Source organism: Castellaniella sp., assembly GCF_034675845.1.
Taxonomy (GTDB): domain Bacteria; phylum Pseudomonadota; class Gammaproteobacteria; order Burkholderiales; family Burkholderiaceae_B; genus Castellaniella.
Genome location: NZ_JAUCCU010000002.1, coordinates 721,390 through 746,205 on the forward strand (window position 1 = coordinate 721,390; position 24,816 = coordinate 746,205).

Below are 24,816 nucleotides of genomic sequence, written 5' to 3' on the forward strand. Positions count from 1 at the left end.
GGGCCGCCGCTGTGTTCTGTGCGATTGTGAGCCAATCCCCTGAGCTTCGCAGGCAGTTCATCAAAGCGTTTAAATTCTCACCCAGAGGCTATTGCGCTTGACTCAGGCAAAATGGGCGGCGTGAAGCGAACAGGCCCCCGAATGGGAGCCTGTTGTCTACGTCAGACTAAAAAGCGGCTTAATCAATGGGCTGGCCTTTTAATATTTCCACCACAGAAGGCAAGGCCTGCAGCGCTGCCGCCGGCAACTGGGCATCCGTGCCTGCATAAGGCGACTGTGCGGTATCGGCAGTGCCGACGATCAGGCGGCCCACCATGCCGGCATGTTCGTGGGGCAGGCAGAAGTAATCGTAAACGCCAGGCACTGTAAACGTCATGCTGAATGACTGACCCGGCATCAGATAATCCGAATTCCAGCCTTTCGCACCATCGGGGATGCGTTGTGGCTTTTTGTTGCTGGGATCATATGAGGTCGTGGTGTGGACGTTGCCAGCGTCCTGATTGACCCAGCGCACAAGCTGGCCGGGCTGGATCAATAGCCCACGCGGGCGGAACCAGACTTGGGAACCGTTGGCTGTACCAGCCATGGCGATCTCGACCTCGCTGGCGGCATTGGCCCTGCGCAACAGGGTTGCCGTCAACAGCAGGCCGCCCCCAGCCGACAAAATCAGTCGTCGGCGGGAGTCAAAGGCCTTGATCATTACTTGGCGACCCGACTTTCTTGGGCGGCAGGGATATTCCACAGCACGATGTGGATGTGTGGCTCGGCCACGCCCGGATGGCCTGCGTTATACATCATGTCCACATGGTCTACGGTACCAGCCGGCACCTTCAGGTCGGATAGATTCATGTCGGCCTTCATCATGGACAGCGGAATCATATAGGTGGTGCTGACCAGCTTGCCATCGTGGTCATAGGCCAGGAACGGGCCCGCAGGCAGGGTGGCGGGATCGACGAATAGCTGACCCATGCCTGGGATGAAATCAGGCAGCTTCACCAGTGAACTGACCGCCTTGTAAGGGGCGGCGGGAGGAGCGGATTGCACGGCAGCCTCGGCGGCCAGGGCAGGGGTGGCCCCCATGGACAAAGTCATTGCAGCGGCGGCGGCTGTGGCGGTCAGAATGGAACGGATCATGGTCTATCTCCTGATAGCGTGTATATGAGGCAACTTGTGGCCTCGTCACCCCATTGGATGCACCCAGGAGAAAGAACGTTTCACGTAGAAAGCGCAGGCACGGTTTCGGGCAGGTGAAATATGGCCAGCGAAGAATTGACAGCCCCGGCCAGGCGCTGCTGCGTGTGGGCGTTGCTGGTTGCCGCTTGGGCCAGGCGGGCATTGTGCTCGGTGATGGTTTCCAGTTCTGCCATGGCCTGATGGATCTGACTGATGTCTGCGGATTGTTCTTCGGTGGCCGCCGTGATTTCTTCGATCAGTGTCGATACCTGGGCAATGACCTGCACAATACTCTGCATGGTGTCCCCGGCCTTGTGGGCTTGCTGCATGCCGGACTCAACGCGGGTGGAGGACAGGGAAATAAGCGCCCGGATTTCGCGCGCGGCGTTGGCGCTGCGCTGCGCCAGGCCTTGAACTTCGGCGGCCACGACCGCGAAGCCGCGCCCCTGTTCACCGGCTCTGGCCGCTTCGACCGAGGCATTCAGGGCCAGGATATTGGTCTGAAAGGCGATGCTGTCGATGATGCCGATGATATCGGTCATCTTGGCCGCGCTGTCGGTGATTTCTGTCATGGTGCGGGTGACTTCTGCTGCGGTGTGCCCGCCTTGGCCGGCGACGGCAGCGGCTTGGTGGGCCAGAAGCTTGGCTTGTTTGGCGTTGTCTGCATTGCTGCCGATGGTGCGCAGCAGTTGCTCGATGCTGCTGGCGGTATGTCGTAGCGCCGTGGATGATTGTTCGGTGTGCTGGGTCAGATCCTGGTTGCCGTTGGCGATATCCTGGGCGGCCTGCTGCATTTGCTGGGTATTGTCCAGGGTAGAGGCAACGATGGATTTCAAGCCCGTTTGCATGTCCTTGATGCCCTGGAACATATTGCCGATTTCATCACGCGTCCAGACCTCGATGGGGGTGGTCAGGTCGCCCGCCGCAATGCGGCTGAGCAAGCCGCCAGTGTCGCGCAGCGGGCGCACAACCATCCCGTACAGCCAGCGATAGGCCAGGAAAATGTTGACCGTGGCTGCCAACAGGATCGCGGCCAATACAGACAGAAAGCCTGACGTGCCGGGATTCTGGCCTGCTGGTGCATCCGGCCAGCCTGCACCCAAAGCAGGGCGCAACCACATGGCACAGGCCAAAGCAGCCAGTATCCAGACCAGCAGTGATAGCAAAATCAGGGACAATCGCATACGCAGCGAGCATCCGGACAGAAAGCCTTTCATGGGGGTGTCTCCAAGGGTCGTGGACTGCCATGGCGCCGACTATTTTTTTCCGGTCATATGAGTCGGGAGGCTGGTCTGATCTGCTCAGATCACAGCATCCCGCATTTTTATTCTGGCATGAGACATTCGCCCCTGACATATCATTACCTGGATGATGCTTATCAAGGTTTGATGATGGGGCGGTCGATCATGCGTTCTTGCATCATGGGCTTCCCTAGTGTTCTGATTATTACTGATGTGATATCTTTTGAAGGATTTTCGTGTGGATTCATGACCCTATTTACCAAGTGACGAGGCGCTATGTCCAGTCAGGCATCCGATCATTTCGCACCCTTGTCAGACAATGCTGTGCTAAGACAGGTTTTGGATGGTTTGGGCGCGATTATCTACATCAAGGATACCGAAGGACGGCTGACCTACGCCAATGATGTGTTGTTGCGGCGTTTCGGTTGTGCTTTGGCCGATATTCTGGGCAAGAAAGATCACCACTATATGGACGCGCAGGCCGCCCGTGGCTTTCGCAAGAACGACGTGTTGGTCATGCAGTCCGGACAGCGTCTGACCGCCGAAGAGTCCATGCCAGACCCCATAACCGGAAAATTGCGCTGGTATCGGTCTGTCAAAAGTCCCTTATACGATGCCCAGCAACGCTTGCTGGGCATCAGCGGCGTGTCTTTTGAGATCACTCACGAAAAAAAGACAGAGACCAAGGCCCAGCAGCACAAGGCTTTGTTGGATATGGTGCTGGATAATCTAGGGGCCTGCATCTATATGAAAGATCAGGATGGCCGCTATTTGTATGCCAATCAGCGCGTGGCCGAGACCTTTCAGCGTCCGATCCAGGACATCGTCGGCTGGCGCGATGTCGATATCCTGCCGCCGGATCGGGCCGAGAGTCATTCTGCGATGGATCGTCGTCTGTTTGAATCAGGGCAGCGCCTGGAGGGCGAAGAATCCCTGCTTGATGCCAGTGGGCGCATGCATCACTACTGGACTGTCAAGGTTCCCTGGACCCTGCCTCAGGGCGAACAGGCGGTGATTGGCCTGACCACGGACATCACCGAGCTGCATGAGCTCAAAGAGCAATTGCAGACTCAGGCCACCACGGATAGCCTGACCGCCGTGGCAAACCGGCGTTGCTTTTACGAACATGCCGTGCGCGATTTTGCCGGTAGCCGCCGCCGCGGCCATGACTTGAGCCTGATCACGCTGGATGTCGATCATTTCAAACAAATCAATGACCAGTATGGCCATCTGGTCGGGGATGCCGTCTTGCGGGGCCTGGCGCGGGTGTGCACGGATGCGCTGCGCGAAGAAGATGTATTTGCCCGCATAGGGGGGGAAGAGTTTGCCGTATTGCTGCCCGCCACAGACTTGGTGACCGCCCTGAGCATCGCCGAGCGGCTGCGGACCCTGATCATACAAGGGCGGTTTTGCCCGGAACATTCCGCGCTGCAGGTCAGCGCGAGCTTTGGGGTGGTCAGCCGCGAAGCCGACGATGCAGGCTTCGATGCCTTGTTCTCCAGGGCTGACGACGCCCTGTATCAGGCTAAAAAACAGGGCCGCAATCAGGTGGTCAGTATGTCAGCCTTGGCTTGATGGTTTTCCTGCCGCTGCCTGTACATAAGGGCAGGTGGATGTACTAAGCGGCCCATAGGCAGTTTCGGCGGGGATGACGGCGACCACTTTGTGCAGATCCCAGGGGCCGGTGCTTTCAGCTGGAGTTTTTACCTGCAGCAGAGTCAGATCATTCATCATGCGGCCATCGGCGCGGATAATCCCGTTTTGTACAAAGAAATCATTCACCGGATGGGACTTCAGCCACTGCATCATGGCATCGGCATCGTCTGAGCCTGTTTCGCGGACAGCATTCAGATAGCTGGAGACAGCGGAGTAGTTCCCAGCCTGGCTGTAGGTCGGCATGCGACCGATTTTTTCCAGATAGCGTTCAGACCAGACTTCAGCCTCTGGGGTTTTATTCCAATACCAGGGCACGGTGAAATACATGCCCTGGGTAACGTCTAGCCCTAATGCATGAATGTCCAGTAGGGTCGTGGTCAAGCCCACAGGGGTCATGGTGCTGGTCAGGCCGAATTCAACGGCCGTTTTCAGCGAGTTGACCAGATCGGCCCCTGCATTGGCCAGCGCCAGTACAGTGGCGCCCGAGCTTTGGGCCTGCAGGATAAAGGATGAAAAATCAGCCACGCCCAAGGGCGTGCGCACGGCCCCCAGGACTTTTCCCCCGGATTGCTGGACGACGGCTGCGGTGTCACGCTCCAGTTCGTGACCAAAGGTGTAATCAGTGGTCAGGAAAAACCAGGATTGTCCGCCTTGGCCGACAACCGCTGCCCCTGTGCCTCGGGCCAGGCCGCTGGTGGAATAGGTGTATTGGATGGTGTAGGGGTTGCACTGCGCATTGGTGAAAGCTGATGCCCCAGCCCCCGATGTAATGAAGGGTTTTTTCTTTTCGGCGGCTACGGCCGACATGGCCAGGCTGGCGGCTGAATTTGTGCCGCCTATCAATAAATCCAGTTGCTGGTTATCGAACCAGTCGCGCGCCAGGGCAGATGAGACATCGGCCTTATTGCGGCTGTCAGCCGTCAGTAGTTCGATGGACTTGCCGTTGATTTGACCACCGGCATCGGCAATGGCCATGCGGATGGCTTCAGCCCCGCCAGGGCCGTCGCCGTCGGCATAAACCCCGGACATATCGGTGATGAAGCCGATGCGGATGATGTCGTCGGAGATGCCGGTGCTATGGGCTGGGCTGCACAGCAGGGCCAGCGTCAGGCTAGTGGCCAGACTAGAGAATATCTTCATGGGGAAACCTGTATATCAATGGTAAACGGGATGCAATGCATGAACCAGCCTTGGGGACAGGCACAATCATGCCAGCAAATGCCCGCCAAGACGGTGGTATGCCTACTGCTGGCGCGGTTTGGTTTTGCAGGCGCTACCAGGCGCCATGGTGCTCGGGTACCCGATGCACCAGTGGCAGCGCCGCCAGCACCAGCGCCGCCAGTCCCCCATAAATCCAGGCCTGGCTCTGGCCGGGGTGCTGTGAAACCGACAATACGGTAGTGACCAGGGAAATAAAAGTGATGGTACCCAGCTGCATTGCCAGCGTGCGCAGCGCCGCCAAGGTTGCAGCGGATTTTGGGGCCAGTTGCAGGCCTGCGTTGCGGCTGGCCGGATTGACGCTGCCGGTGCCCACACCGATCAAAAAAGCGGTGGCCGCCAGCCAGGCAAAAGGCGACCAGCCAAAGGCGGGGGGCAGTGCCAGCAGCGTCATGCCGATGGCGATGATGACGCCGCCCACATACAGCGGCAAGCGGTAGCCGGTACGCCGGATAAGCAGGGTGCAGAGCAGGGACAGCAGGATGGCGGCCACACCCTGGGCAACCAGCAAGGACCCAGAGAGCAAGGCGTCCATCTGATAGCGGTTGGTGGCATACAGCGGAATCAGCGTGATGGCACCGATGGTAATGCCGCCAAAGATCAGGTTGATCAAGTTGACGACCCCAAAGCCCGGACCATGAATCAGGTTTGGGGTGATAAAGGGATGGCTGCTACGGTGGATATGATGAAAAAATCTCCAGCCTGTCAGCAGCGCCAACACACCCGGCACCAGAATCTGAGCCGACAGCACCGGGAGATCGGGCTCGCCCAGGTAGCTGGCCGTCAGCATGCTGGCCAACAAGCAGACCCCCAGGTATCCCAGGCCCAGATAGTCCAGACCGGGGCCGGGCTTGCGTTCACGCACTGGATCTGGCGGGATATAGCGCAGCGCCATCCAGAGTATCAGCAGGCCGATCGGGACATTGACGAAAAAAACGCCGCGCCAGTTCCAGTAAGCCACGAACAGGCCCCCGAATATAGGCCCGATCATCGCGCCAATGGGGAAAATACTGCCGAACAGGCTGACTGCGCGGTCACGGCTGCTGCCGAAATAATCCACCACGATGCCGGTGGCCGATGGGGTGATGCCCGCGCCGCCCGCCGCCTGCAAGGCGCGCAGGAAAATCAGCAGCACGATATTGTCGGTCAGGCCGCACAGTAACGAGGCCAGGGTAAAGACCGCCACTGATCCCATGAATACCCGACGCCGACCGATGCGTTCGCTTAAAGCACCGCTGATGGGCAGCATCAGGACGAAGCCAAAGGCAAAGGCGGTGATGGTCCAGCCCGCCCAGTTGATCGAGGTATTCAGACCATGCTGCAAATCATGCAGGACGGTGGCCACGATGGTGGAGTCGACCGACGTCATCAGCAGTGCCAGTGCGATGGTGATAAAGGCGGGTACCCGGCGAATCGTGGTGGTGGCAGGCATGACTCAGGTATCCGATCGCAGGCCCAGGCTGCGTTCGACCAACCAGGCGCAGCCCAGCAAGGTGATATTGATGGCCAGATACAGCAGGCCGGCGATGATGAAGGTTTCCATGATCAGATAACTTTGGCTCATCAAGCGACGCGCAAAGCCGGTCAGCTCCATCACCGCAATGGTCGAGGCCAGACTGGTGCCTTTGATGGCCAGCACCAGCTCGTTGCTGTAGGCCGGGAATGCCTGACGTATCGCCAAGGGAAAGCGAATCCGGTGAAAGACCTGAAAACGGCTCATGCCGCATGACAGGGCAGCGTCGATCTGGCCGCCGGGAACGGACTGCAGCCCGCCCCGGATGGCCTCGCTCATGTAGGCGCCGCTGTTCAGCGTGATCGCCAGGATGGCACAGCGGGCGCCGTCGCTGAACAGCCACCACAATGCAGCTTGTTCACGCACGAATTCCAGTGTGCCAATGCCGTAGTACAGCAAAAAAAGCTGAATCAATAGCGGCGTGCCACGAAACACAGTACTGTATAAAAAAGCAGTTCCCGAGACCAGCCGACTGGATGATGTGCGCATCAGGGCCGCCACCAAGCCCACCACCGAGGCGAATAGAATCGCGAACAGGCCGATGCGCAGAGTGACCCAAAAGCCTTCGACCAGTACAGGCAGCGCTTTTTCAAAGAGTTCGATCATCGGTCGGCCCCTTGCATGCCGCGTCCGAAATATCGTTCGGCCCAGACAAACAGCCCTTGGCTACAGGCACCGATCAAAAAGTACAGGATACCGGCCAATAAATACAGGGTCAGGGGGGCCCGGGTGGCTGCAGCGCCCAGCACGGCGGCCCGCATGAGTTCAACCAGACCCACCAGAGAGATCAGCGCCGTGTCCTTGAGGGCGTTCTGCCAGACGTTATTGGCACCGGGCAGGGCATACCAGAACAGTTGGGGCAGGGTGATGCGAATCAGACATTGGCGGCGGCTCATGCCAATGGCCCGGGCAGCCTCGAGCTGACCAGGGGCGATGGCCTTGAAGGCCCCGCGAAAAACCTCGACGCTATAGGACCCTGAAATCAAGCCGATGGCCAATATGCCCACCAGGATGGGGAAGACCTTGCTCATCATGTCGTCCCATTCCAGCCAGTCCGCCAGGTCGGCGGCAGGCTGTACGGTGCCAAAAAACAGCAGATAGATAATGAGCAGTTCGGGGACGCTGCGCACCAGCAGCGTATAGAGGCTGACGATTGCGCGCAGGAGCCGGTTGCGCCCGGACTTCAGGACTGCGCCACCAATGCCGATGACCATGCCGAGCACGATGCCGCACAGACTGATGAATATGGTCATACCGGCGCCACGCAATAACATGGTGCCCCAGCCAGCGCTCAGAATGTCGTGCAGGGTTGCGTTCATAAAATCAGAATGCCCCGGAGATCCTGGTGTGATGACACCAGAATACCCGCGGGGCGCAGGGGAGTCAGGCGCTTATTTGCAGGCCTGATAGTTGGAGAGATCGACACCAAACCATTTTTGGCTGGATGTCTTGAGGGTGCCGTCCTGGATCAGTTCACACAGCGCCTTGTCGACCTTGGCTTTGAGTTCGGTGTTTTTCTGATTGATGCCGGCGCCGATGCCCAGGCCCAGAATATCGGGATCAGCACTGCTCTTGACGACATAGTCGGCCATGGCGAATTTGCCTTTGCCGCTATTGTCCAGGAATTCGCTCTGGGGGGTGACCTCGGAGAAGGTAGCATCCAGGCGTCCTGCGGACAGGTCCATCTGCATCTGGTCCTGAGTTTCGTACGTCTTGAGTTTCAGCTCAGGGGCGTATTTCTGCAAAAAAGCACCCTGGGTGGTGCCGCTTTGTACCCCGACGGATTTACCGGTCAGACCCTTGATGAGGGCTTCCTGGGAGTCGGCCTTGATCAAGGGGCTGCCCTGGGGCACGACAAAGGACGAGTCTTCGGTGGCGTAGGGGATGCTGAAGGAAATGACCTTGGCGCGTTCGGCGGTGACCGACATGCCGGAGATCACCAGATCGAAGCGCTCGGCCTCCAGGGCCGGAATCAGGCTATCGAAGGCCTGAACCACAAAGCGACACTTCATGTCCAGTTTCTGGCACAGGGCGTTGCCTACATCGGCGTCAAAGCCTTGGACCTTGCCTTGGGCGTCGACCATGCTCCAGGGCGGGTAGCCGCCTTCAGTGCCGATTTTCAGGGTGGCCGCCGAGGCGGCGGTCGCCAGGCCAGGCCAGGCCCAGTGCGGCACAAATCGCCGCCTGTCGTGCAATGCTTGTCACCATGAGGGTATCCTTTCGAAAGGAGGGCTGGAAAAAGGCAATAGTAGTACAAGATCGGCGGATTCACCCAATCTGCATCTGTGCGTCCGGGTATCGAATACGGCTATGGCTGCGCGTGCCCAGGTTGTAGACCAGGGTCAAAGGCCCCAGCCGACCGATGAACATCAGCAAGATCAGCAGAATCTGGCTGGGCAGGCTGAGTTTCTGCGTGAGATCCGGGCTGAGTCCCGTGGTGCTGAAGGCCGACATGACTTCAGTCATGACCGAGAGAAATGGCAACTGTTCGAACAGGCTGACAATAAAAATGCCAATGCACACCAGCAGGCCGGACATCATCATCAGGGCCAGGGCCTTGTGGATGGCCTCGGGGGGTGATGGTGCGGTTCATCAGCACGACTTCTTTGCGCTGCAGGATATAGGCCCGCATCACGGCCAGCAAAATAATGAAGGTGCCAAGCTTGATCCCGCTGGCCGTCGATAGTGACCCACCGCCGATGAACATCAGCGCCACCAGCAGGAAGCGCGAGCTATCGTGCATCAAGTCCACATCCATCGCGGCAAACCCTGCTGTACGGGCCGCCACCACCTGTATCCAGGATGCCAAGCCCTGACTGGGCAAGGGCAGGTGGGCAAGCGTGGCCGGATTCCGGGACTCGATCAACCAGAACAGTGTCAGGGCGCATAGATTCAGCACCAGAGTGCCGATCAGCATCAGCCGCGTGTAATAAGCCAGCGTTTTCCAGGCGCGTTTATGGTAGATATCGGCCAGCACACTAAAGCCCAATCCGCCCAGGATGATGCAGCCCGTCAGCACAAAGGTCGTGACAGGATCGCCGACAAAGCCGCTGAGGCTATCGGAAAATAAAGTGATGCCGGCATTATTGAAGGCCGATATCGCATGAAAAACAGCCATCAGAAAAGCATCATGCAGATTGTTGTGGCGCCACCACCAAAGCGTCAGGATCACAATGGCCACGCCTTCGATGATCAGCGAAAACTTCAGCACGGTCAGGGCGGTCTGGCGGATACGGGCGACACTGGTCTGGTTAAAGGCCTCCAGCGCCAATGCCTGGTATTTAAGGCTGACGCGCTTGCCCAGCGTGACTGAAGCAATGATGGCGAATGTGACGAAACCGATCCCGCCGATCTGCACCAGCGCCAGCAGGATCCCCTGGCCAAAAGGGGTCAAGGCCTGGGCTGGGTCGATGACCATCAGCCCCGTGACCGTCACGGCAGAGGCCGCCGTGAACAGGGCCTGGAAGATGCTGATGGGCTGGGCCTGGGCGGCGGGCAGCAGCAACAGCAGCATGCCCAGCAGGGTCAGGATGAAAAAGCTGCCAGCCAGCACGACGGGCGGGCTGGCATGCAGCTGGCCGGTGCGGCGGACGCGTCGGTAAGCTTGTAGCGGATGGACAGTAAATAAACGAGGCATGCGACTGACCTAGCGCAGCTTTGGGGCAGCCAGCTTTAGCTGCTGCAAGGGTCCGAATAAAATCAAGGTGTCCTTGGGTTGCAGCACGAATTGCTCTGGCGGGTGCACAGTGTGCACCCCTTTGCGCTTGATCAGCAAGGCCTGGATCTGACCGGGTGGGTCGGTCGTCAGGGCATCCCCCAGGGTATGACCCGCCAGGTGGGTGCTGGCTTCGATTTCGACAATAAACTCGCCATTGCCCAGGGCGATGTAGTCCGTGACCATGGGGTAACTGAGCACCTGGGCAATCCGGATGCCCATTTCTTCCTCGGGGTGGATGATGCGGCTGACCCCAAGCTTATTCAGAATCAGATGGTGGGCCCGCGACGAGGCCTTGACCCATAGGTTCTGCACCCCCAGTGATTTCAGATGCACCGTGCAGACCAGGCTGGCCTGGAGTTCTTCGCCGATGGCGACCAATACCATGTCATATTCGTCCAGCCCCAATTCAGCCAGCGCATTGCGGTCGGTGACATCCGCGATTGCGGCGCGGGTCAGTTGGTCGGCGATCTGGTCGACAGCCCGGCTGTCGCCGTCCAGACCCAGCACGGAGTGCCCCAGCCGCATCAGTTCCAGCGATGTGGCGGCACCAAAACGACCCAATCCAATGACGGCAAATTGTCCCATGCGTTTCCTGATGAAAGTCTTAGGGCACTGGCTGCAGGCGCCAGAGGCTTTGTAATGTGGCTTTGTAATGATAGCCAGACTGTCTAAAATCTGGTAAAAACCCTGATGGATTTTTAATGGATTTTGATGTCTGGATTGTGCGTTGCAGCAAAATGTCTCGCAGCTCCGGCATTTCCTGTCTTGGTCGCATCATATGACAAGTTTGCTTGACCCGCTGCAACTGGGCGATATCCTCTTGCGCAACCGCATCATCATGGCTCCAGCCGCCGGTAGTCGGCCCGCTCAGGGCCGGGTGCCGGATGATGCATTGCGCAACTATTACGCGCAGCGTGCGGCGGCCGGACTGATTGTCACCGAAGCGGCTTCGGTGTCCCCTTTGGGGCTGGGTTATCCGGGGATGCCCGGCATCTGGAACAGCGCCCAAGTGCAGGGTTGGCTGCGGGTGACTCAGGCCGTGCACGAGCGCGGCGGCCGGATTTTTCTGCGCTTGTGGCATGCGGGCCGGGTATCTGATCCGGAATTGCTCTCTGGCGAAATGCCGGTGGCGCCTAGCGCGATTGCCTGTCAGAACGGGCAGTGCGCGGTGACCGACGATACGGTGTCCTATGTCGTGCCGCGCAGCCTGCGTCTCAACGAGATCCATCGCATTGTGGCTGATTTCGATCAAGCGGCACGCTATGCCCGGATGGCGGAATTCGACGGGATCGAGGTGCATGCCGGGGACGGCTACCTGATTGATCAGTTCTTGCACGATGGCTCCAACTGTCGTCAGGACGAGTACGGCGGTTCTCTGGCAAATCGCTGCCGGTTCTTGCTGGAAATTCTGGATGTCTGTATCGGGGTCTGGAGCACTGGCCGCATCGGTGTGCATCTGTCGCCACGGGGCGACCGCCATGACATGCGGGACTCTGACCCGGCTGCGCTGTACCAATACATTGCCAAAGAACTCGACAAGCGCCGCCTGGCCTTTGTCTGTGTCCGAGAACATCCGGGCGATGATGCCCTGACGCCCGTGTTGCGTCAGGCATTCGGCGGTGCCCTGATCCTGAACGAAGGCTATGACGTGGGCCTGGCCCACCATGCCCTGGAGGCTGGGCATGGTGATGCTGTCGCCTTTGGGCGCGCCTTTGTGCATAATCCGGACCTTGTCCAGCGTCTGCGCGAGGGCCAGGCGCTGCGGGCCTGCGACGAACTGACGCCGATCGCCTGACGGGCTGATCAGCCGTTTAGCTGGCTGCGCACCTGGGCGGAGACGGCAGCCATGTCGGCACGGCCCGCCAAGGCAGTTTTCAGCTGTCCCATGACCGCCCCCATGGCGGCACCGCCTTGCAGGCCTTTATCTTGAGTTTGCGCGATGGCTGCGGCGATGGCTGCGGTGATTTCTTCCGGACTGGCGCCCTGGGGCAGAAACTCCTTCAGGATGTCCAGTTCGGCGCTTTCCTGAGCCGCCAATTCGGTGCGTCCGGCGGATTCAAAGGCAACAATTGACTCCCGGCGCTGTTTGGCTTGTTTTTCGATGATGGCAATAATCATGGCGTCATCGGGTTCGATGCGCTCGTCGACGGCTTTTTGCTTGATCGCGGCCTGTAGCAGGCGCAAGGTGCCCAAGCGGATCTTGTCGTGTGCGCGCATGGCAGATTTGACGTCGTCGGAAATCTGGCTGGCAAGGCCGGTGCTCATGGGAATATCCTGTTCATGTTGTAAAACCCGTATTTTAGCGCGCAGCCAATTCACGGCCGCGCGCTTCCTCCATCTGGCTTTTATACTGGCATTCATGATTTCGATGATTTCTTCCTTCAGGCTGACCAGGCCACTCAGGCAGGCGGGGCTATGCTTGCTGGCCGCTTTGCTGGCCGGGCCGACCAGTGCGGCGGCGGACTTGGCCTGGACTCTGGATCGCACCAGCACGGGTTTGCAGGCCTTGGGCCGCCCCGTGGTGGTAGTCTATGCACCAAAGAGCAAGACAAGCCCCCAGTTAACCAGCAATGCGCGCATCACCCAGGTGTATGCCTCGCGCGACTACGAGGGTCTGGCCCAGGTCAGTACGGAACTTTGCTGGGGCTCCCCGAAAGGTCTTTGCGTGCCCCTGCAGGGGCGCCACATCAATACCAGCGCATTCAATGGCAAGCCCGCCAATGGGCCGCTGCTATTGGTGCACAGGGTGGACCGCTGGGTCGGCGATCATCCCCCCTTGTTTGTGCGTGGCACGGTGACCGTCTGGTATGCGGATCAGCCCCATGCCCAGGTGCGCTAGGCTAGGTTCGAGCCTCGGGTTATACTGTTAGGCTTGATTACTTTGTAGGCTGCTCATATCTTGGTTTTTGCAGCCAGCAGTCGGGTTATCTCACAGGACATCATGCAAAAAAACAGTTACAGCTATGACGAACTGCTGGCGTGCGGGCGCGGAGAACTCTTCGGGCCGGGAAATGCCCAGTTGCCTTTGCCCCCCATGCTGATGTTCGATCGCATCGTTCATATCGACGATCAGGGTGGGCCGCACAATAAAGGCGAGATCATCGCCGAACTCGATATCCGCCCGGATCTCTGGTTCTTCGATTGCCACTTTCAGGGCGATTCCGTCATGCCCGGTTGTCTGGGCCTGGACGCCATGTGGCAGTTGGTGGGGTTTTTCCTGGGCTGCTGCGGTGGCCAGGGGCGCGGTCGTGCCCTGGGGGTGGGCGAGGTCAAATTCACTGGCCAGGTATTGCCCACCAGCGGTCTCGTGCGCTATCACATCGACATGAAGCGCGTCATGATGCGTAAGCTTGTGATGGGCATTGCCGATGCCCGCATGGAAGTCGATGGCCACGAAATCTACGTGGCCCATGATTTGCGAGTGGGCCTGTTCACCCGCACGGATAATTTCTAGGAGGCCCTATCATGCGTCGTGTGGTCATCACCGGCATGGGCATCGTATCCAGCCTGGGTAATAATCAATCCGAAGTTCTCGACAGCCTGCGTACAGGCCGTTCGGGCATCACCTATCAGTCCGAATACGCAGCCCAGGGGCTGCGCTCTCATGTGGCGGGCTCAGTGCATCTGGATGCACTGGAAAAAATCGACCGCAAACTCGGGCGCTTCATGGCCAATGGTCATGCCTACGCCTGGTTGGCCATGCAAGAAGCCATCCAGGACGCCGGTCTGACACCCGAACAGGTTTCGCATCCGCGTACTGGTCTGATTGTGGGGGCAGGGGGCGCATCGCATTCCTCTATCCACGATGGTATCCAGACATTGCGCGAAAAGGGCGTGCGCCGGGTAGGCCCCTATATGGTCACCAAGGCCATGGCCAGCGGGGTATCGGCCTGTCTGGCCACGGGCGCCCAGATCAAGGGTGTCAATTACTCGATCAGCTCGGCCTGTTCTACCAGCGCGCACTGCATCGGCAACGCCGTCGAACAGATCCAGCTGGGCAAGCAAGACATCGTGTTTGCCGGCGGCGCCGAAGAAGAGCACTGGTCTTTGTCTTTTATGTTCGACGCCATGGGGGCGCTATCCACGCGCTATAACGATACCCCTGACCGGGCATCCCGCACGTATGATGCCGATCGCGACGGCTTCGTGATTTCTGGCGGCGGCGGCATCGTGGTGGTCGAGGAATACGAACACGCGAAAGCACGCGGGGCCAATATCCTGGCTGAAATCGTCGGCTACGGGGCAACCTCCGATGGTTACGATATGGTGGCTCCTTCGGGTGAGGGCGCCGAACGCTGCATGCGCCAGGCGCTGGTCGGCGTGTCGTCGCGAGTGGACTATATCAACACCCACGGCACCAGCACGCCGGTGGGCGACGTCAAAGAACTCGAGGCCATTCGTGCGGTTTTTGGGGCTGACCAACCTTGGATAGCTTCGACAAAATCGCTGTCTGGCCATGCGCTGGGGGCGGCTGGCGTCAATGAAGCCGTCTATACCTTGTTGATGATGAAGCACGGCTTTGTCGCGGCCTCGGCCAATATCGACACGCTGGACTCAGCGGCCGAGGGCATGAACATCCTGTGTGAAACCCTGCCCAACACAACGATCCAGACAGCCTTGTCCAATAGCTTCGGCTTTGGCGGCACCAATGCAACCTTGGTGTTTTCCCGCGCAGACTTATAGGCCGGTAATCTCCCCAACCTGGGGTTGATCGATCGGTTTAAAAACAAATCCCGCTGGCTGGCGGGATTTGTTTTCAGTGGAATCTTAGACAGTCACGTCGATGATTTGCGCCTTGACCAATAGATTGCGCCCGGCAAACCACCCGGCCAAGGCGGTGCAAATGCCCAATATGCCAATCAGGCCAGCGGCCGCCTCAAAGCCGCCTGTCCAGGCATATAACAGCCCGATCAACAACGGCCCGCTGGCCGCCAGGATATAGCCGATGGCTTGGGCCATGCTGGACAGGCTGGCCGCCACATGGGCATCCCGTGAGCGTAATACGATCAGCATCAGTGCCAAGGCGAACAGTCCTCCCTGTCCTAGTCCCTGGACCAGCGCCAGGGGCCAGATGGCCCAGCTTGGGCCCATGAGCATGCCCACCAGGCCCAGGGCCGCCATGGCGCTGAGCACGACTGCCAGCGCCCGTTGATCTCGTCCGCGACTGGCCAGCATGGGGGTCAGAATACAGGAAAGCACCTGCAAAATGATGGATGCCGAGGTGATCAGACCGGCTTCGGTGCCGCTTAAACCCCTGGCTTGCAGCATGGGCGCCATCCAGCCCAAGACGCAATAGGCCAGTGCCGACTGCAAGCCCATGAACAGGGTGACCGCCCAAGCCAATGTGTCCTGACGCAGCCCCTTGACTGGCAGCAGTCTGGTGCTCGCCCGCCGCGCAGCCCCTGACAAATAGGCCACGGGCGCCCAGGCGAACAAGGCCAGCAGGCCCGGCAAGGCCCAGATGGCCAGGCCATTGCTCCATTGATCGCCCAGCGCCTGGGATAGCGGCAGGCTGATGGCAGCGCCCAATGCGGCTCCGCCGACCAGGCTCATGGTGTATAGGCCGGTCATCAGTGCAGCGCGGTCTGCATAGTCGCGTTTGACCAGGCTGGGCAGCAGCACGTTGCCCATGGCAATGCCGGCCCCGCCCATGGCGGTGCCCAGAAACAGGCCGTACACATCCAGATAGCCGCGCAATGCCGTCCCGATGGTGATCAGCAGCAACACGACCCAGAGGGTGCGTTCCACCCCGATGCGCTGGGCGAAGCGCGGCGCCAATGGGGCAAAAATCCCCATGCACAGCACGGGCAAGGTCGTGAGGTAACCGGCGGTGGCCGCGCTGATGCCCAGGCCCGTGATGATGTTGGGCAACAGGACCGAAGTGCTGGAAAACAAGGGCCGCAGATTGGCGGCCAGCAACAGCAGGCTGGCGGCGACCAGCCAGCGATTCAGGGTGATGCTACGCTGGGGGTTGTTCATGTGCGCCGCCGCATGTCCGGCAGGAAGTACGCGGCCAGCCCCAGTAGCGGTAAATACGCGCACAGGTGATAGACAAAGGCGATGCTGGTGCTATCCGCCAGTTTTCCCAGGACGGCAGCCCCGATGCCGGCCATGCCAAAGGCCAGACCGTAAAACAGGCCGGAGACTGTGCCGGTCTTGCCGGGCATCAGTTCCTGGGCATAGACGATGATGGCCGGGAAAGCCGAGGCAATCATGACGCCGGCGCAGAACACCAGAATCAGGGTCCATTCCAGATTGGCATAGGGCAGTGCCAGCGAAAATGGCGCTGTGCCCAGGATGGAGCCCCAGATCACGCGTTTGCGGCCAATCCGGTCGCCGATGGGGCCACCCACCAGCGTGCCGGTGGCAACCCCTGCCAGGAATACAAAAAGCGAATATTGGGCCTGCTGGATATCCAGGCCGAAACGATCGATCAGAAAAAACGTGAAATAGCTGTTGAGTCCGGCCAGGTAAAAATATTTGCTGAAGATCAGCAACAGTAAAACGGCCAGTGCAAATTTGACCTGGCGAGGGGCAAGGCCGTTATCGACCTTGCCCAGGGATTTGCGCCCTCGGACGCTGGTCAGGTTGGCGGCATACCAGCGGCTGACCCCGATCAGAATGACGATGCCCAACAAGGCGGCCAAAGATACCCAGGCCACGCTGCCCTGGCCACGGGGCACAATCAGCAAGGCCGCCAACAGTGGCCCGATGGATGAACCTATATTGCCCCCCACCTGAAAAATGGATTGCGCCAGGCCATGGTGCCCGGCTGAGGCCATGCGCGCCACGCGTGAGGATTCCGGGTGAAAGACCGATGACCCAGCACCCACCAGCGTTGCCGCCAGCACGACCAGAGGAAAGTTCCAGGCTTGCGACAGCAGCAGCAGGCCGCAACAGGTAAAGCCCATGCCGATGGGCAGGGAATAAGGCAGTGGTCGGCGATCCGTAAAGCGCCCTACCAGAGGCTGCAGCAGGGAAGAAGAAAACTGAAAGGCCAGTGTAATCAGGCCGACCTGGACAAAACTGAGGTCGAAGCGCCCCTGCAGCACTGGGTAGATTGCCAATAACACCGATTGCATCATGTCGTTGAGCAAATGGGTCAGGCTGATGGCACCCAGGACCGGATAGGCAATGCCAGGCTGCGTACCGACAGAGGCGGACTGGGCTGGCGACGAGGGGAGGGCAGAAGAAATTGTATTTTTCATGGGGCGGATGGCGATCAAAAGCGCATCCGGACGATTGTACGCTGTTGGCCAATTTGCACCATTTTGTGCGCATAGCACCTGACTTTTCAGCTTGATTTGCCGAATAGGCTGCTTGGACGGGTTCGGGGCGAATGACATATGCCATTCGCCCCGAACCCGTCCAAGCGGATGAACTCAGTCTTCAGGCGCCTTTGGCTGCCAGCAGACCGGGGACTTCAGCGGATGCCGTGACGGGCCGGGCCTGCAGAGAAGCCAGGAAGCGCCAGACAAACAGCAGGGTGATCAGCAGCAGGCCGGGATAGCCAACACCCGCCAACACATAAGGGATGGTTGGGTCGCCACTGGCCACGGCGTCCAGGTTGAAGCTCAGCAGCCCCAGGGTGATGATGGCGCCAAAGATCCACATGCCCATCAACCACAGACTGGCCTCGCTGCCGCTGAGGGCGGAATGCCAGCCCTTGTCCGGGGCGGGCTCGGTGCGCGGGACTTGCTTGGCCACGGCGGTGGAGGGCTGGCGCAAGCCGATGGTCAGCAGGTCATAGACCAGCAGTCCGGCCCCTACTGCAAACACCAGGCCGAACAGCGGAATCAGGACCTTGAAGAACTGCATGGCCGGAAAGACCTGGCCGCCGTACCAGCTGAGACCCATGGAGCGTGCCAGGAAAACCTGTATGGTGCCGCCGATGGCAAAGGCGAAGGCGATGCCCAGCATGCCGGTCATGACCAGCCAGAAGGCTGTTTTTCCCAGACGCTGATCGAAGCTTTTTACCCCGCGCAACAAAGGGACGGCGTAGTAGGCCGATGCAATACCCAGCATGCCGAAGGTGCCGAACATGGCCAGGTGCGCATGACTGGGAGTGACCCAGGTGCCGTGCGACCAGACGTTGGTCAGGGCGAAAGTCATGGTGAAGCCCAGGATTCCTGCACCCACCTGCTCCAGCACGACCGAACCCAGGATGAAGTAAAAGGCGGGGGCGTTTTCCAGAGGCTTTTTGTCCTGATGGGCATCCAGATAAATATGCCAGAAGCAGAACACCAGGGGCAAGGGTTCCAGCGCGCTGAACAGCGCCCCCCAGAATTGCCAGAATTCAGGCGTGCCGATCCAGAAGTAGTGGTGGGCATTGCCGATCAGGCCTGACAGCCAGACCAGGGACACTCCCCAGAACACGGCATAGCCCACGGCTTTCACGTCCGCCTTGAACATCAGTACCAGCAGGAAGCCCACCAGGCTGATGTGGATGACTTCCCAGACGCCTTCGACCCAGTAGTGCACCACATACCAGCGGAAGTATTCCTGCAGATCCAGACGTTCGACGAAGAACACGCCAAACAGCCAGACAAAGGTTAGCGCAGTGACCCCCATCGCCAGACCCCAGTGGATTTCATTCCATTCGCGCCGGGCAGGGAAGGTGCGCAGCACCACGTAGGTCAAAATGGCAAAGCCGACGAAAATCACTAAATCGGCGGCGCGGCCGGCTTCCAGGTATTCCAGGCCTTCCTGGAACCAGGGCTGCCCCAGCCACCAGCCGGCGATGCCATCGGCGGCCAGGGTCTGCGTCGCGACGTTCCAGAGCGTCACCGCCACGAGCGCGTAAAACAGGAACTTGATCAGCCAAGGCGAGACCAGTTCCCGGTTGGACAGCAAAGGCCCGATAAACAAGATGGTGCCGATGAATCCTGACAGAATCCAGAGGATGCCAAGGTTGGTGTGTTCGGCGCGCAGAACGTTGAAATTGGCGATGCCGGCCAGTAGTGTCGGGTCGACGTGCTGAGTGGCAATCAGCAGGCCGAACGACATCTGGAACAAAAACAGAATCAGCATCAGCAAAAAGAAGCGCAGGCTAAGGCGCTGTGTTTGGTATTCGATCTTGATCATGATGGCTTCCCTATCAAAGGCTGCGCAGATAGGCCACGATGGCCTTCATGTCGGACTCATTGACCAGTGAGTCGTAGGACGGCATGACATGTGGTGGATAGCCCTCGACGATTTTGGCGTCAGGCTGGCGGACGGATTCGACCAGATAGTCGTCATCTGCCGTCGCACTGGTGCCATCGGCCAGCTGTACGGTTTTCCCATGCAATCCCCCCCAGCCCGGACCCACCAGGCGTTTCTGGTCGGTGGCGTGGCATGAGACACAGCCCAGGTCATTGACCAGTTTTTTACCCAGCGCCACTGGGTCGGCTTCTGCAGTCGGCGCTGCTTGCTGGACGGGAGCGGCGGCTGCCACAGGCGGATTGGCCGACTGGCCACTATTGGCCAGGACGGGGATGCGCCGGCCTTCTTTCGGGGCGGGCGGCCAGCCTTCGGTATTCATGGCCGAGGTGTATTTGAAGAATGCGATCAGGGCCGTGATTTCGGAGGCCTTGAGGGGCAGATTTGGCATCAGTGTGTGCTGCCCGCCCCGCTGGGCTATGCGTTCGGCTGCCCCCGGATAGCGGTCCAGATATTCCTGCATGCTGGTGCTGCCGATGTCTTTTTGGACTGCGGCGTTTTGCAGCTGAACCTGGACGGCGGCCGAAGTGGGCCAGCCGCCAGCGGATGGCAGGAAAGCCGCCAGCCAGGCTGGACCGGTATCTCCGTAGGTATCCGTCAGATCCGGTCCGAAATAAGCGCCGTTGCCCAAAATGGTGTGACAGCCCATACAGTTATAGGCCTGAAATACGCGTTTCCCCAGCACGGCATCCGCATCGCCATAATGCGTGGTGGATGGGATGGCCTGTTTGTGGGCGGGTAAGAACGACCAGACCGACAGGATCAGGAAAATTGCCAGCATCACGGCCAAGATGGCCAGGGCGGTGCGACGTTTTGCCGGCTCGCGGCAGTCACTTCCGTTCAGGCAGCTCATGGTTGCTTCTCCTGGGGGTCTGCAGACGATTGATGCCCCTGAGCATCATGCAGAAACAAGGTACGCAGGCTGCCTAGAAACACGTAAAACACGTAGACAGCCAGGACATAACCGACCACGATATAGAGGGTCCACATAGCGGGGGTTTCAGCCCAGTATCCGACGCTGTGCCAGTATGGCCAGGACAGTAAGACACTCAGCAAGGCGGCCAAGGCCGATAACACTAGATCAATCACACGTTGCGCCATATTCCCCTCCCTTTCAGACTGGATTGGCTTGCTTAGTCTAGGAACAGGCCCAAGGGAAAAGCGGCAATCCCTTACTGCCAAGGAGGAGACTGATTTGTTTGAGGATTCAGCTATTTACAACAAACGTATCATTCATGTGATGCAGCAGCACCCGCGCTTATGCTTGAAACCAAGCAAAAGCGGAGTTTTATGGATTTCTTTAGTTTGTCTGGAATGACGGCCACAAGCAGAAATCGACTGCCTTTGCCTTAACCTGGATCAAATTTGATATGAAACAGGGATTAACCCGCTATTCAATATTCTGTGCCTGTTCCCGCATCTGTTCGATCAACAGTTTCAGATCGATGGCGGCCTGGGTGACCGTCAGGGCCGCTGCTTTAGAGCCCAGGGTATTGGCTTCGCGGTTCATTTCCTGGAAGAGGAAATCCAGGCGCTTGCCGCTGCCGCGCGCGGCAGCCGGGTGGGTGCCGGCCAGGATATCGTGAAGTTCCTGCAAGTGAGAGCGCAGCCGGGTGAGTTCCTCGGCAACGTCCACTCGCAGGCCAAACAGACTGGCTTCCTGGGCAATGCGGGCGGTGAGTTCGGCCCCGCTGATGGCGGCAAAACCATCGGGGCTGGCGGCCAGCAGGGCGTCGCGCAGACGCAGGGCAATTTTGTCCTGATGCTGCTGTACCAATGCGGGCAGGTCCACCTCGACTTGGTCGACGATGGTGCTGATCTCGTGGGCCATGGCCTGCATGGCAGCGGCCAAGCGGGCGCCTTCGCGTTCGCGGGCGGTTTGGAATTCAGTCAAGGCCTGGGTGCAGGCCTGCTGACATAAGGGCAGCCAGGTATCGGCGTCCAGGCCGTGCTGGGTCAGGCCCTGGCGGGGAAGCTCTGCCAAAGAGGGCGCGGGCAAGTCAGGAATCTGGCGTCGGGCCCAGGCCAGTTGCTCGGCCAAAGTGCGTACGGCTTGTTCATCAAAAGGACGCAAGGTGTCCTGGCCGCTGACGCTGTAGTTCAGGCGGACCTCGATCTTGCCGCGCAAAGCATGGCGGCTGACCAGATCACGCACCAGACCCTCCACGAAGCGCAGGTCTTCGGGGATGCGTAGATTAAGGTCCAGAAAACGATTATTGACGCTGCGGACCTCGATCGACAGGGCGCCTTGCTGGGCCTCCAGGCGGCTGGCGCCGAAAGCAGTCATGCTGCGGATCATCTGCTTGCTCTCGTGATTCTCTACAATAAGAGGATCATTGTAGTCTGCCCCTGATTCCGGAATTTCACTCATGTCCCACTCTACTGAAACTCAGCCCCTGGTCCGCCCCTCTGGTCGGGCTGCCGATATCCTGCGTCCGATTCGTCTGCTGACGGGCTATACCCGCCATGCCGAAGGCTCCGTGCTGGCCTGCATGGGCGATACCCAGGTGTTGTGCAACGCCAGCGTGCTGTCCAAGGTGCCCCCCTTTTTGAAGGGCCAAGGGCAGGGCTGGGTGACCGCTGAATACGGCATGCTGCCGCGCGCCACCCACACCCGGGGCGATCGCGAAGCCGCACGGGGCAAACAAAGTGGCCGCACCCAGGAAATTCAGCGCCTGATTGGGCGCAGCTTGCGGGCGGTATTTGATTTGTCCGCTTTGGGTGAACGTACCTTGCACCTGGATTGTGACGTATTGCAGGCTGATGGCGGCACGCGCTGCGCCAGCATCACGGGCGCCTGGGTAGCAGCCGCCCTCGCAGTGCGCGGCCTGCAGGCCCAGGGTCTGCTCAGTAGCGATCCCTTGCGTGGCCAGGTTGCCGCCGTGTCGGTCGGCCTGCATGGCGGCGCAGCGGTACTGGATCTGGACTATGCCGAAGATTCTCGCTGCGATACCGACATGAATGTCGTCATGACGGATGCGGGGGATTTTGTCGAAGTCCAGGGCACGGGCGAAGGGGGGCAGCTTCCAGCGCCAACAGCTGGATGCCTTGCTGGATCTGGCCGATGGAGGCATCCGACAGCTGATTGTGGCACAGCGCCAGGCACTGGAGCAGGCGCAATGACACGCGTGGTCCTCGCCTCGAACAATCCCGGAAAACTCAAGGAATTCTCCGCCAGCCTGGCGGCGGCAGGCATTGATATGCTGGCACAAGGCGCTTTAGGGGTGGCGGAGGCCGACGAGCCATTCAATACTTTCATTGAAAATGCGCTGGCCAAGGCGCGCCACGCCAGCCAGATCACGGGACTGCCCGCGCTGGCGGATGATTCGGGGCTGTGCGTGCAGGCCCTGGGTGGCGCGCCCGGCGTGCATTCGGCGCGTTACGCGGCGCTGGCCGATGGCACGCGCTCGGATGCCGCCAATAATGCCCGTTTGGTGGCGGATATGGCTGCGCACACGGACCGCCGTGGCTGCTATGTCGCGGTGCTGGTTTATGTGCGCCGTGCAGATGACCCGCGCCCGATTGTGGTCGAAGGTATCTGGGATGGCGAGATTCTGGACCAGCCTCGGGGGAGCAATGGCTTTGGTTATGATCCCTATTTCTATCTGCCCGATCTGGGCATGACCGCCGCCGAACTTCCGCTTGAGCAGAAAAATCAACTGAGTCACCGTGCGCGCGCCTTGCGTGCTTTGCTGCAGGCGTTGCGCAGCGAATATGCGGCGCCAACGCATTAAAAGGCCGATCCGTGAAAAAATTAGTGCGTGTGCCGCAGCCCGAACCCGATACCGGTGGCAAGCCCGGGGTCAGGGGACGGCCCGGCCTGGCTGCATTGCCTCCTCTGTCTATCTATGTGCACGTGCCTTGGTGTGTGCATAAATGTCCCTATTGTGATTTCAATTCGCACGAACGCAGTGGCGAGCTGCCCGAACAGGCATATCTGCAGGCCCTGCAGGCGGATTTGGAACAAGCCTTGCCGGATGTCTGGGGACGGCCAGTATCGACCGTCTTTTTCGGGGGCGGCACCCCCAGCTTGCTGTCGGCGGATGCCGTCGACCAGATCATCAGCCTGCTGCGGGCGACCCTCAGTCTGCCGCCGGATGCGGAGATCACGCTGGAAGCCAATCCAGGCACCGCAGAGGCGGCGCGGTTCCAGGCTTATGCCCAGGCAGGGGTGAACCGGATTTCCCTGGGCATCCAAAGCTTCAATGACGATAAGCTGCGCCGATTGGGGCGCATCCATGATGCCGCCCAGGCGCGTGCCGCCATCGAGATGGCCCAGCAGGCCGTCGAGCGCGTGAATCTGGACCTGATGTTTGCCCTGCCCGAGCAGACCCTGGCTCAATGCGAGCAAGACCTGCGCGAGGCCCTGGCTTTTCAGACAGAGCACTTGTCGCTGTACCACCTGACGCTGGAGCCCAATACGGTATTTGCCAAATATCCGCCACCTGTGCCGGGCGACGAACTGAGCGCCACCATGCAGGACCGGGTGGCCGAGCTTGCCGCGGCTGCAGGCCTGGATCGCTACGAGGTTTCCGCCTATGCCAAGCCAGGTCAGGCCTGCCTGCATAATCTGAACTATTGGCAATTTGGGGATTACCTGGGCATAGGGCCAGGCGCACATTCAAAGATTTCCTTCCAGAATCGCATCATCCGCCAGGCCAGGGCTCGTATGCCTGATGCCTGGATGCGGCTGGCCCAAGAGCACACGGGCAAGCACATCGTCGAACAACGCGAATTGAACCACCAGGACCTGGGCTTCGAGTTCATGCTGAATGCCCTGAGGCTACGTCATGGCGTAGAAGGCGGCCTGTTCATCGAGCGCACCGGGCTGTCGTTGATGACGCTTTTGCCGGCCATGCGTCGGGCCGTCGACAAAGGCTTACTGAAGCCCGGTCTGGATCGTGTCCAGGCCACGGACCAAGGCTGGCGGTTCCTGAATGATTTGCAGATGGAATTTTTAGCCTGATCGAATTCGGTGCGGATTAAAATCTAAAATGGTGCATATCAAATCTGGATGTGTTCCATTTTGGTGCAAATATGATTTATTTGTACCTTAACGGCAGATTGTGAATCTGGCACGGAATTTGCTTAATTTA

The 24,816-nt window shown here is 59.4% G+C and carries 24 protein-coding genes and 3 pseudogenes; 8 read left to right on the forward strand and 19 right to left on the reverse strand.

All coding sequences use genetic code 11. The features are described 5' to 3' along the window. Positions 1–178: 178 nt before the first annotated feature. The 4 genes and pseudogenes from VDP81_RS14970 to VDP81_RS15400 all read right to left on the reverse strand — a co-directional run. Positions 179–700: a cupredoxin domain-containing protein gene (locus VDP81_RS14970; RefSeq protein WP_323012733.1), complete on the reverse strand. Its 522-nt coding sequence runs from the start codon at positions 698–700 to the stop codon at positions 179–181. After that, positions 700–1,134, reverse strand: a complete 435-nt coding sequence (locus VDP81_RS14975) for a DUF5602 domain-containing protein (RefSeq protein ID WP_322995078.1) — start codon at positions 1,132–1,134, stop codon at positions 700–702. The genes VDP81_RS14970 and VDP81_RS14975 overlap by 1 nt, the downstream gene beginning before the upstream one ends. Positions 1,135–1,214: 80 nt before the next feature. Next, positions 1,215–2,042, reverse strand: a complete 828-nt coding sequence (locus VDP81_RS14980) for a methyl-accepting chemotaxis protein (protein ID WP_416233274.1) — start codon at positions 2,040–2,042, stop codon at positions 1,215–1,217. Then, a pseudogene (locus VDP81_RS15400) lies at positions 2,016–2,390 on the reverse strand (HAMP domain-containing protein); the annotation flags it as partial. The gene VDP81_RS14980 and the pseudogene VDP81_RS15400, both read right to left, overlap by 27 nt. A 300-nt stretch (positions 2,391–2,690) precedes the next feature. On the opposite strand from VDP81_RS15400, the gene VDP81_RS14985 reads away from it, so the two are divergent. Beyond that, positions 2,691–3,989 (forward strand): diguanylate cyclase, encoded by a 1,299-nt coding sequence (locus tag VDP81_RS14985; protein WP_323012735.1) that lies wholly within the window; start codon positions 2,691–2,693, stop codon positions 3,987–3,989. On the opposite strand, the gene VDP81_RS14990 is transcribed toward VDP81_RS14985, so the two are convergent. The 8 genes from VDP81_RS14990 to VDP81_RS15025 all read right to left on the reverse strand — a co-directional run bounded on the left by VDP81_RS14990 (position 3,975) and on the right by VDP81_RS15025 (position 11,104). After that, entirely contained in the window at positions 3,975–5,210 is a 1,236-nt protein-coding gene (locus tag VDP81_RS14990) for an ABC transporter substrate-binding protein (RefSeq protein ID WP_322995075.1), read from the reverse strand. The two genes, VDP81_RS14985 and VDP81_RS14990, sit on opposite strands and share 15 nt — an antisense overlap. Positions 5,211–5,343: 133 nt before the next feature. Then, positions 5,344–6,720 (reverse strand): MFS transporter, encoded by a 1,377-nt coding sequence (locus VDP81_RS14995; RefSeq protein ID WP_322995074.1) that lies wholly within the window; start codon positions 6,718–6,720, stop codon positions 5,344–5,346. 3 nt (positions 6,721–6,723) lie between these two features. Next, positions 6,724–7,407, reverse strand: coding sequence for an ABC transporter permease subunit (locus VDP81_RS15000; RefSeq protein ID WP_322995073.1), 684 nt, complete (start codon positions 7,405–7,407; stop codon positions 6,724–6,726). After that, on the reverse strand, positions 7,404–8,120 hold the full coding sequence (locus VDP81_RS15005) for an ABC transporter permease subunit (RefSeq protein ID WP_323012736.1): 717 nt from the start codon (positions 8,118–8,120) through the stop codon (positions 7,404–7,406). The genes VDP81_RS15000 and VDP81_RS15005 overlap by 4 nt, the downstream gene beginning before the upstream one ends. Before the next feature lie 72 nt (positions 8,121–8,192). Then, positions 8,193–8,975 carry a transporter substrate-binding domain-containing protein gene (locus VDP81_RS15010; RefSeq protein ID WP_323012737.1) on the reverse strand — a complete coding sequence of 261 codons (783 nt, stop codon included), beginning with the start codon at positions 8,973–8,975 and terminating at the stop codon, positions 8,193–8,195. A gap of 94 nt (positions 8,976–9,069) precedes the next feature. After that, complete coding sequence (locus VDP81_RS15015) at positions 9,070–9,345, reverse strand: potassium transporter TrkG (RefSeq protein ID WP_323012738.1); 276 nt, start codon at positions 9,343–9,345, stop codon at positions 9,070–9,072. Beyond that, a complete protein-coding gene (locus VDP81_RS15020) occupies positions 9,260–10,438 on the reverse strand; it encodes a TrkH family potassium uptake protein (protein WP_323012739.1) in 1,179 nt (392 codons plus the stop codon). Before VDP81_RS15020 ends, VDP81_RS15015 begins: the two co-directional genes overlap by 86 nt. A 9-nt stretch (positions 10,439–10,447) precedes the next feature. After that, a complete protein-coding gene (locus tag VDP81_RS15025) occupies positions 10,448–11,104 on the reverse strand; it encodes a TrkA family potassium uptake protein (RefSeq protein WP_322995069.1) in 657 nt (218 codons plus the stop codon). Positions 11,105–11,297: 193 nt separating this feature from the next. Here VDP81_RS15025 and VDP81_RS15030 point away from each other — a divergent pair, with 193 nt between their 5' ends. Further along, positions 11,298–12,314 carry an alkene reductase gene (locus VDP81_RS15030; protein WP_323012740.1) on the forward strand — a complete coding sequence of 339 codons (1,017 nt, stop codon included), beginning with the start codon at positions 11,298–11,300 and terminating at the stop codon, positions 12,312–12,314. A gap of 8 nt (positions 12,315–12,322) precedes the next feature. Here the strand turns inward: VDP81_RS15030 and VDP81_RS15035 are convergent, their stop codons facing one another. Then, on the reverse strand, positions 12,323–12,784 hold the full coding sequence (locus VDP81_RS15035; protein WP_322995067.1) for a GatB/YqeY domain-containing protein: 462 nt from the start codon (positions 12,782–12,784) through the stop codon (positions 12,323–12,325). 94 nt (positions 12,785–12,878) lie between these two features. On the opposite strand from VDP81_RS15035, the gene VDP81_RS15040 reads away from it, so the two are divergent. The 3 genes from VDP81_RS15040 to fabB all read left to right on the forward strand — a co-directional run bounded on the left by VDP81_RS15040 (position 12,879) and on the right by fabB (position 15,202). Then, positions 12,879–13,358, forward strand: coding sequence for a hypothetical protein (locus VDP81_RS15040; protein ID WP_323012741.1), 480 nt, complete (start codon positions 12,879–12,881; stop codon positions 13,356–13,358). 102 nt (positions 13,359–13,460) lie between these two features. Further along, the gene (gene fabA, locus VDP81_RS15045; RefSeq protein ID WP_323012742.1) at positions 13,461–13,973 is read left to right on the forward strand and encodes a 3-hydroxyacyl-[acyl-carrier-protein] dehydratase FabA; all 513 of its coding nucleotides are present in this window, start codon (positions 13,461–13,463) and stop codon (positions 13,971–13,973) included. Positions 13,974–13,984: 11 nt separating this feature from the next. Next, the gene (gene fabB, locus VDP81_RS15050) at positions 13,985–15,202 is read left to right on the forward strand and encodes a beta-ketoacyl-ACP synthase I (protein ID WP_323012743.1); all 1,218 of its coding nucleotides are present in this window, start codon (positions 13,985–13,987) and stop codon (positions 15,200–15,202) included. A gap of 84 nt (positions 15,203–15,286) precedes the next feature. On the opposite strand, the gene VDP81_RS15055 is transcribed toward fabB, so the two are convergent. The 6 genes from VDP81_RS15055 to VDP81_RS15080 all read right to left on the reverse strand — a co-directional run bounded on the left by VDP81_RS15055 (position 15,287) and on the right by VDP81_RS15080 (position 22,019). Beyond that, positions 15,287–16,498: an MFS transporter gene (locus VDP81_RS15055; RefSeq protein WP_323012744.1), complete on the reverse strand. Its 1,212-nt coding sequence runs from the start codon at positions 16,496–16,498 to the stop codon at positions 15,287–15,289. Next, on the reverse strand, positions 16,495–17,727 hold the full coding sequence (locus VDP81_RS15060; protein ID WP_323012745.1) for an MFS transporter: 1,233 nt from the start codon (positions 17,725–17,727) through the stop codon (positions 16,495–16,497). The genes VDP81_RS15055 and VDP81_RS15060 overlap by 4 nt, the downstream gene beginning before the upstream one ends. A gap of 181 nt (positions 17,728–17,908) precedes the next feature. Next, the gene (locus tag VDP81_RS15065) at positions 17,909–19,603 is read right to left on the reverse strand and encodes a cbb3-type cytochrome c oxidase subunit I (RefSeq protein ID WP_323012746.1); all 1,695 of its coding nucleotides are present in this window, start codon (positions 19,601–19,603) and stop codon (positions 17,909–17,911) included. Positions 19,604–19,616: 13 nt separating this feature from the next. After that, positions 19,617–20,573, reverse strand: coding sequence for a c-type cytochrome (locus VDP81_RS15070; RefSeq protein ID WP_322995060.1), 957 nt, complete (start codon positions 20,571–20,573; stop codon positions 19,617–19,619). After that, entirely contained in the window at positions 20,570–20,821 is a 252-nt protein-coding gene (locus VDP81_RS15075) for a hypothetical protein (RefSeq protein WP_322995059.1), read from the reverse strand. Before VDP81_RS15075 ends, VDP81_RS15070 begins: the two co-directional genes overlap by 4 nt. Before the next feature lie 289 nt (positions 20,822–21,110). Next, positions 21,111–22,019: a YicC/YloC family endoribonuclease gene (locus VDP81_RS15080; protein WP_323012774.1), complete on the reverse strand. Its 909-nt coding sequence runs from the start codon at positions 22,017–22,019 to the stop codon at positions 21,111–21,113. A 70-nt stretch (positions 22,020–22,089) separates the two neighbouring features. Here VDP81_RS15080 and rph point away from each other — a divergent pair. The 3 genes and pseudogenes from rph to hemW all read left to right on the forward strand — a co-directional run bounded on the left by rph (position 22,090) and on the right by hemW (position 24,686). Next, positions 22,090–22,843 (forward strand): annotated as a pseudogene (rph, locus tag VDP81_RS15085) (ribonuclease PH). A gap of 17 nt (positions 22,844–22,860) precedes the next feature. Then, positions 22,861–23,454: pseudogene (rdgB, locus tag VDP81_RS15090) on the forward strand (RdgB/HAM1 family non-canonical purine NTP pyrophosphatase); the annotation flags it as partial. A gap of 29 nt (positions 23,455–23,483) precedes the next feature. After that, on the forward strand, positions 23,484–24,686 hold the full coding sequence (gene hemW / locus VDP81_RS15095) for a radical SAM family heme chaperone HemW (RefSeq protein WP_322995380.1): 1,203 nt from the start codon (positions 23,484–23,486) through the stop codon (positions 24,684–24,686). Positions 24,687–24,816: the final 130 nt, after the last annotated feature.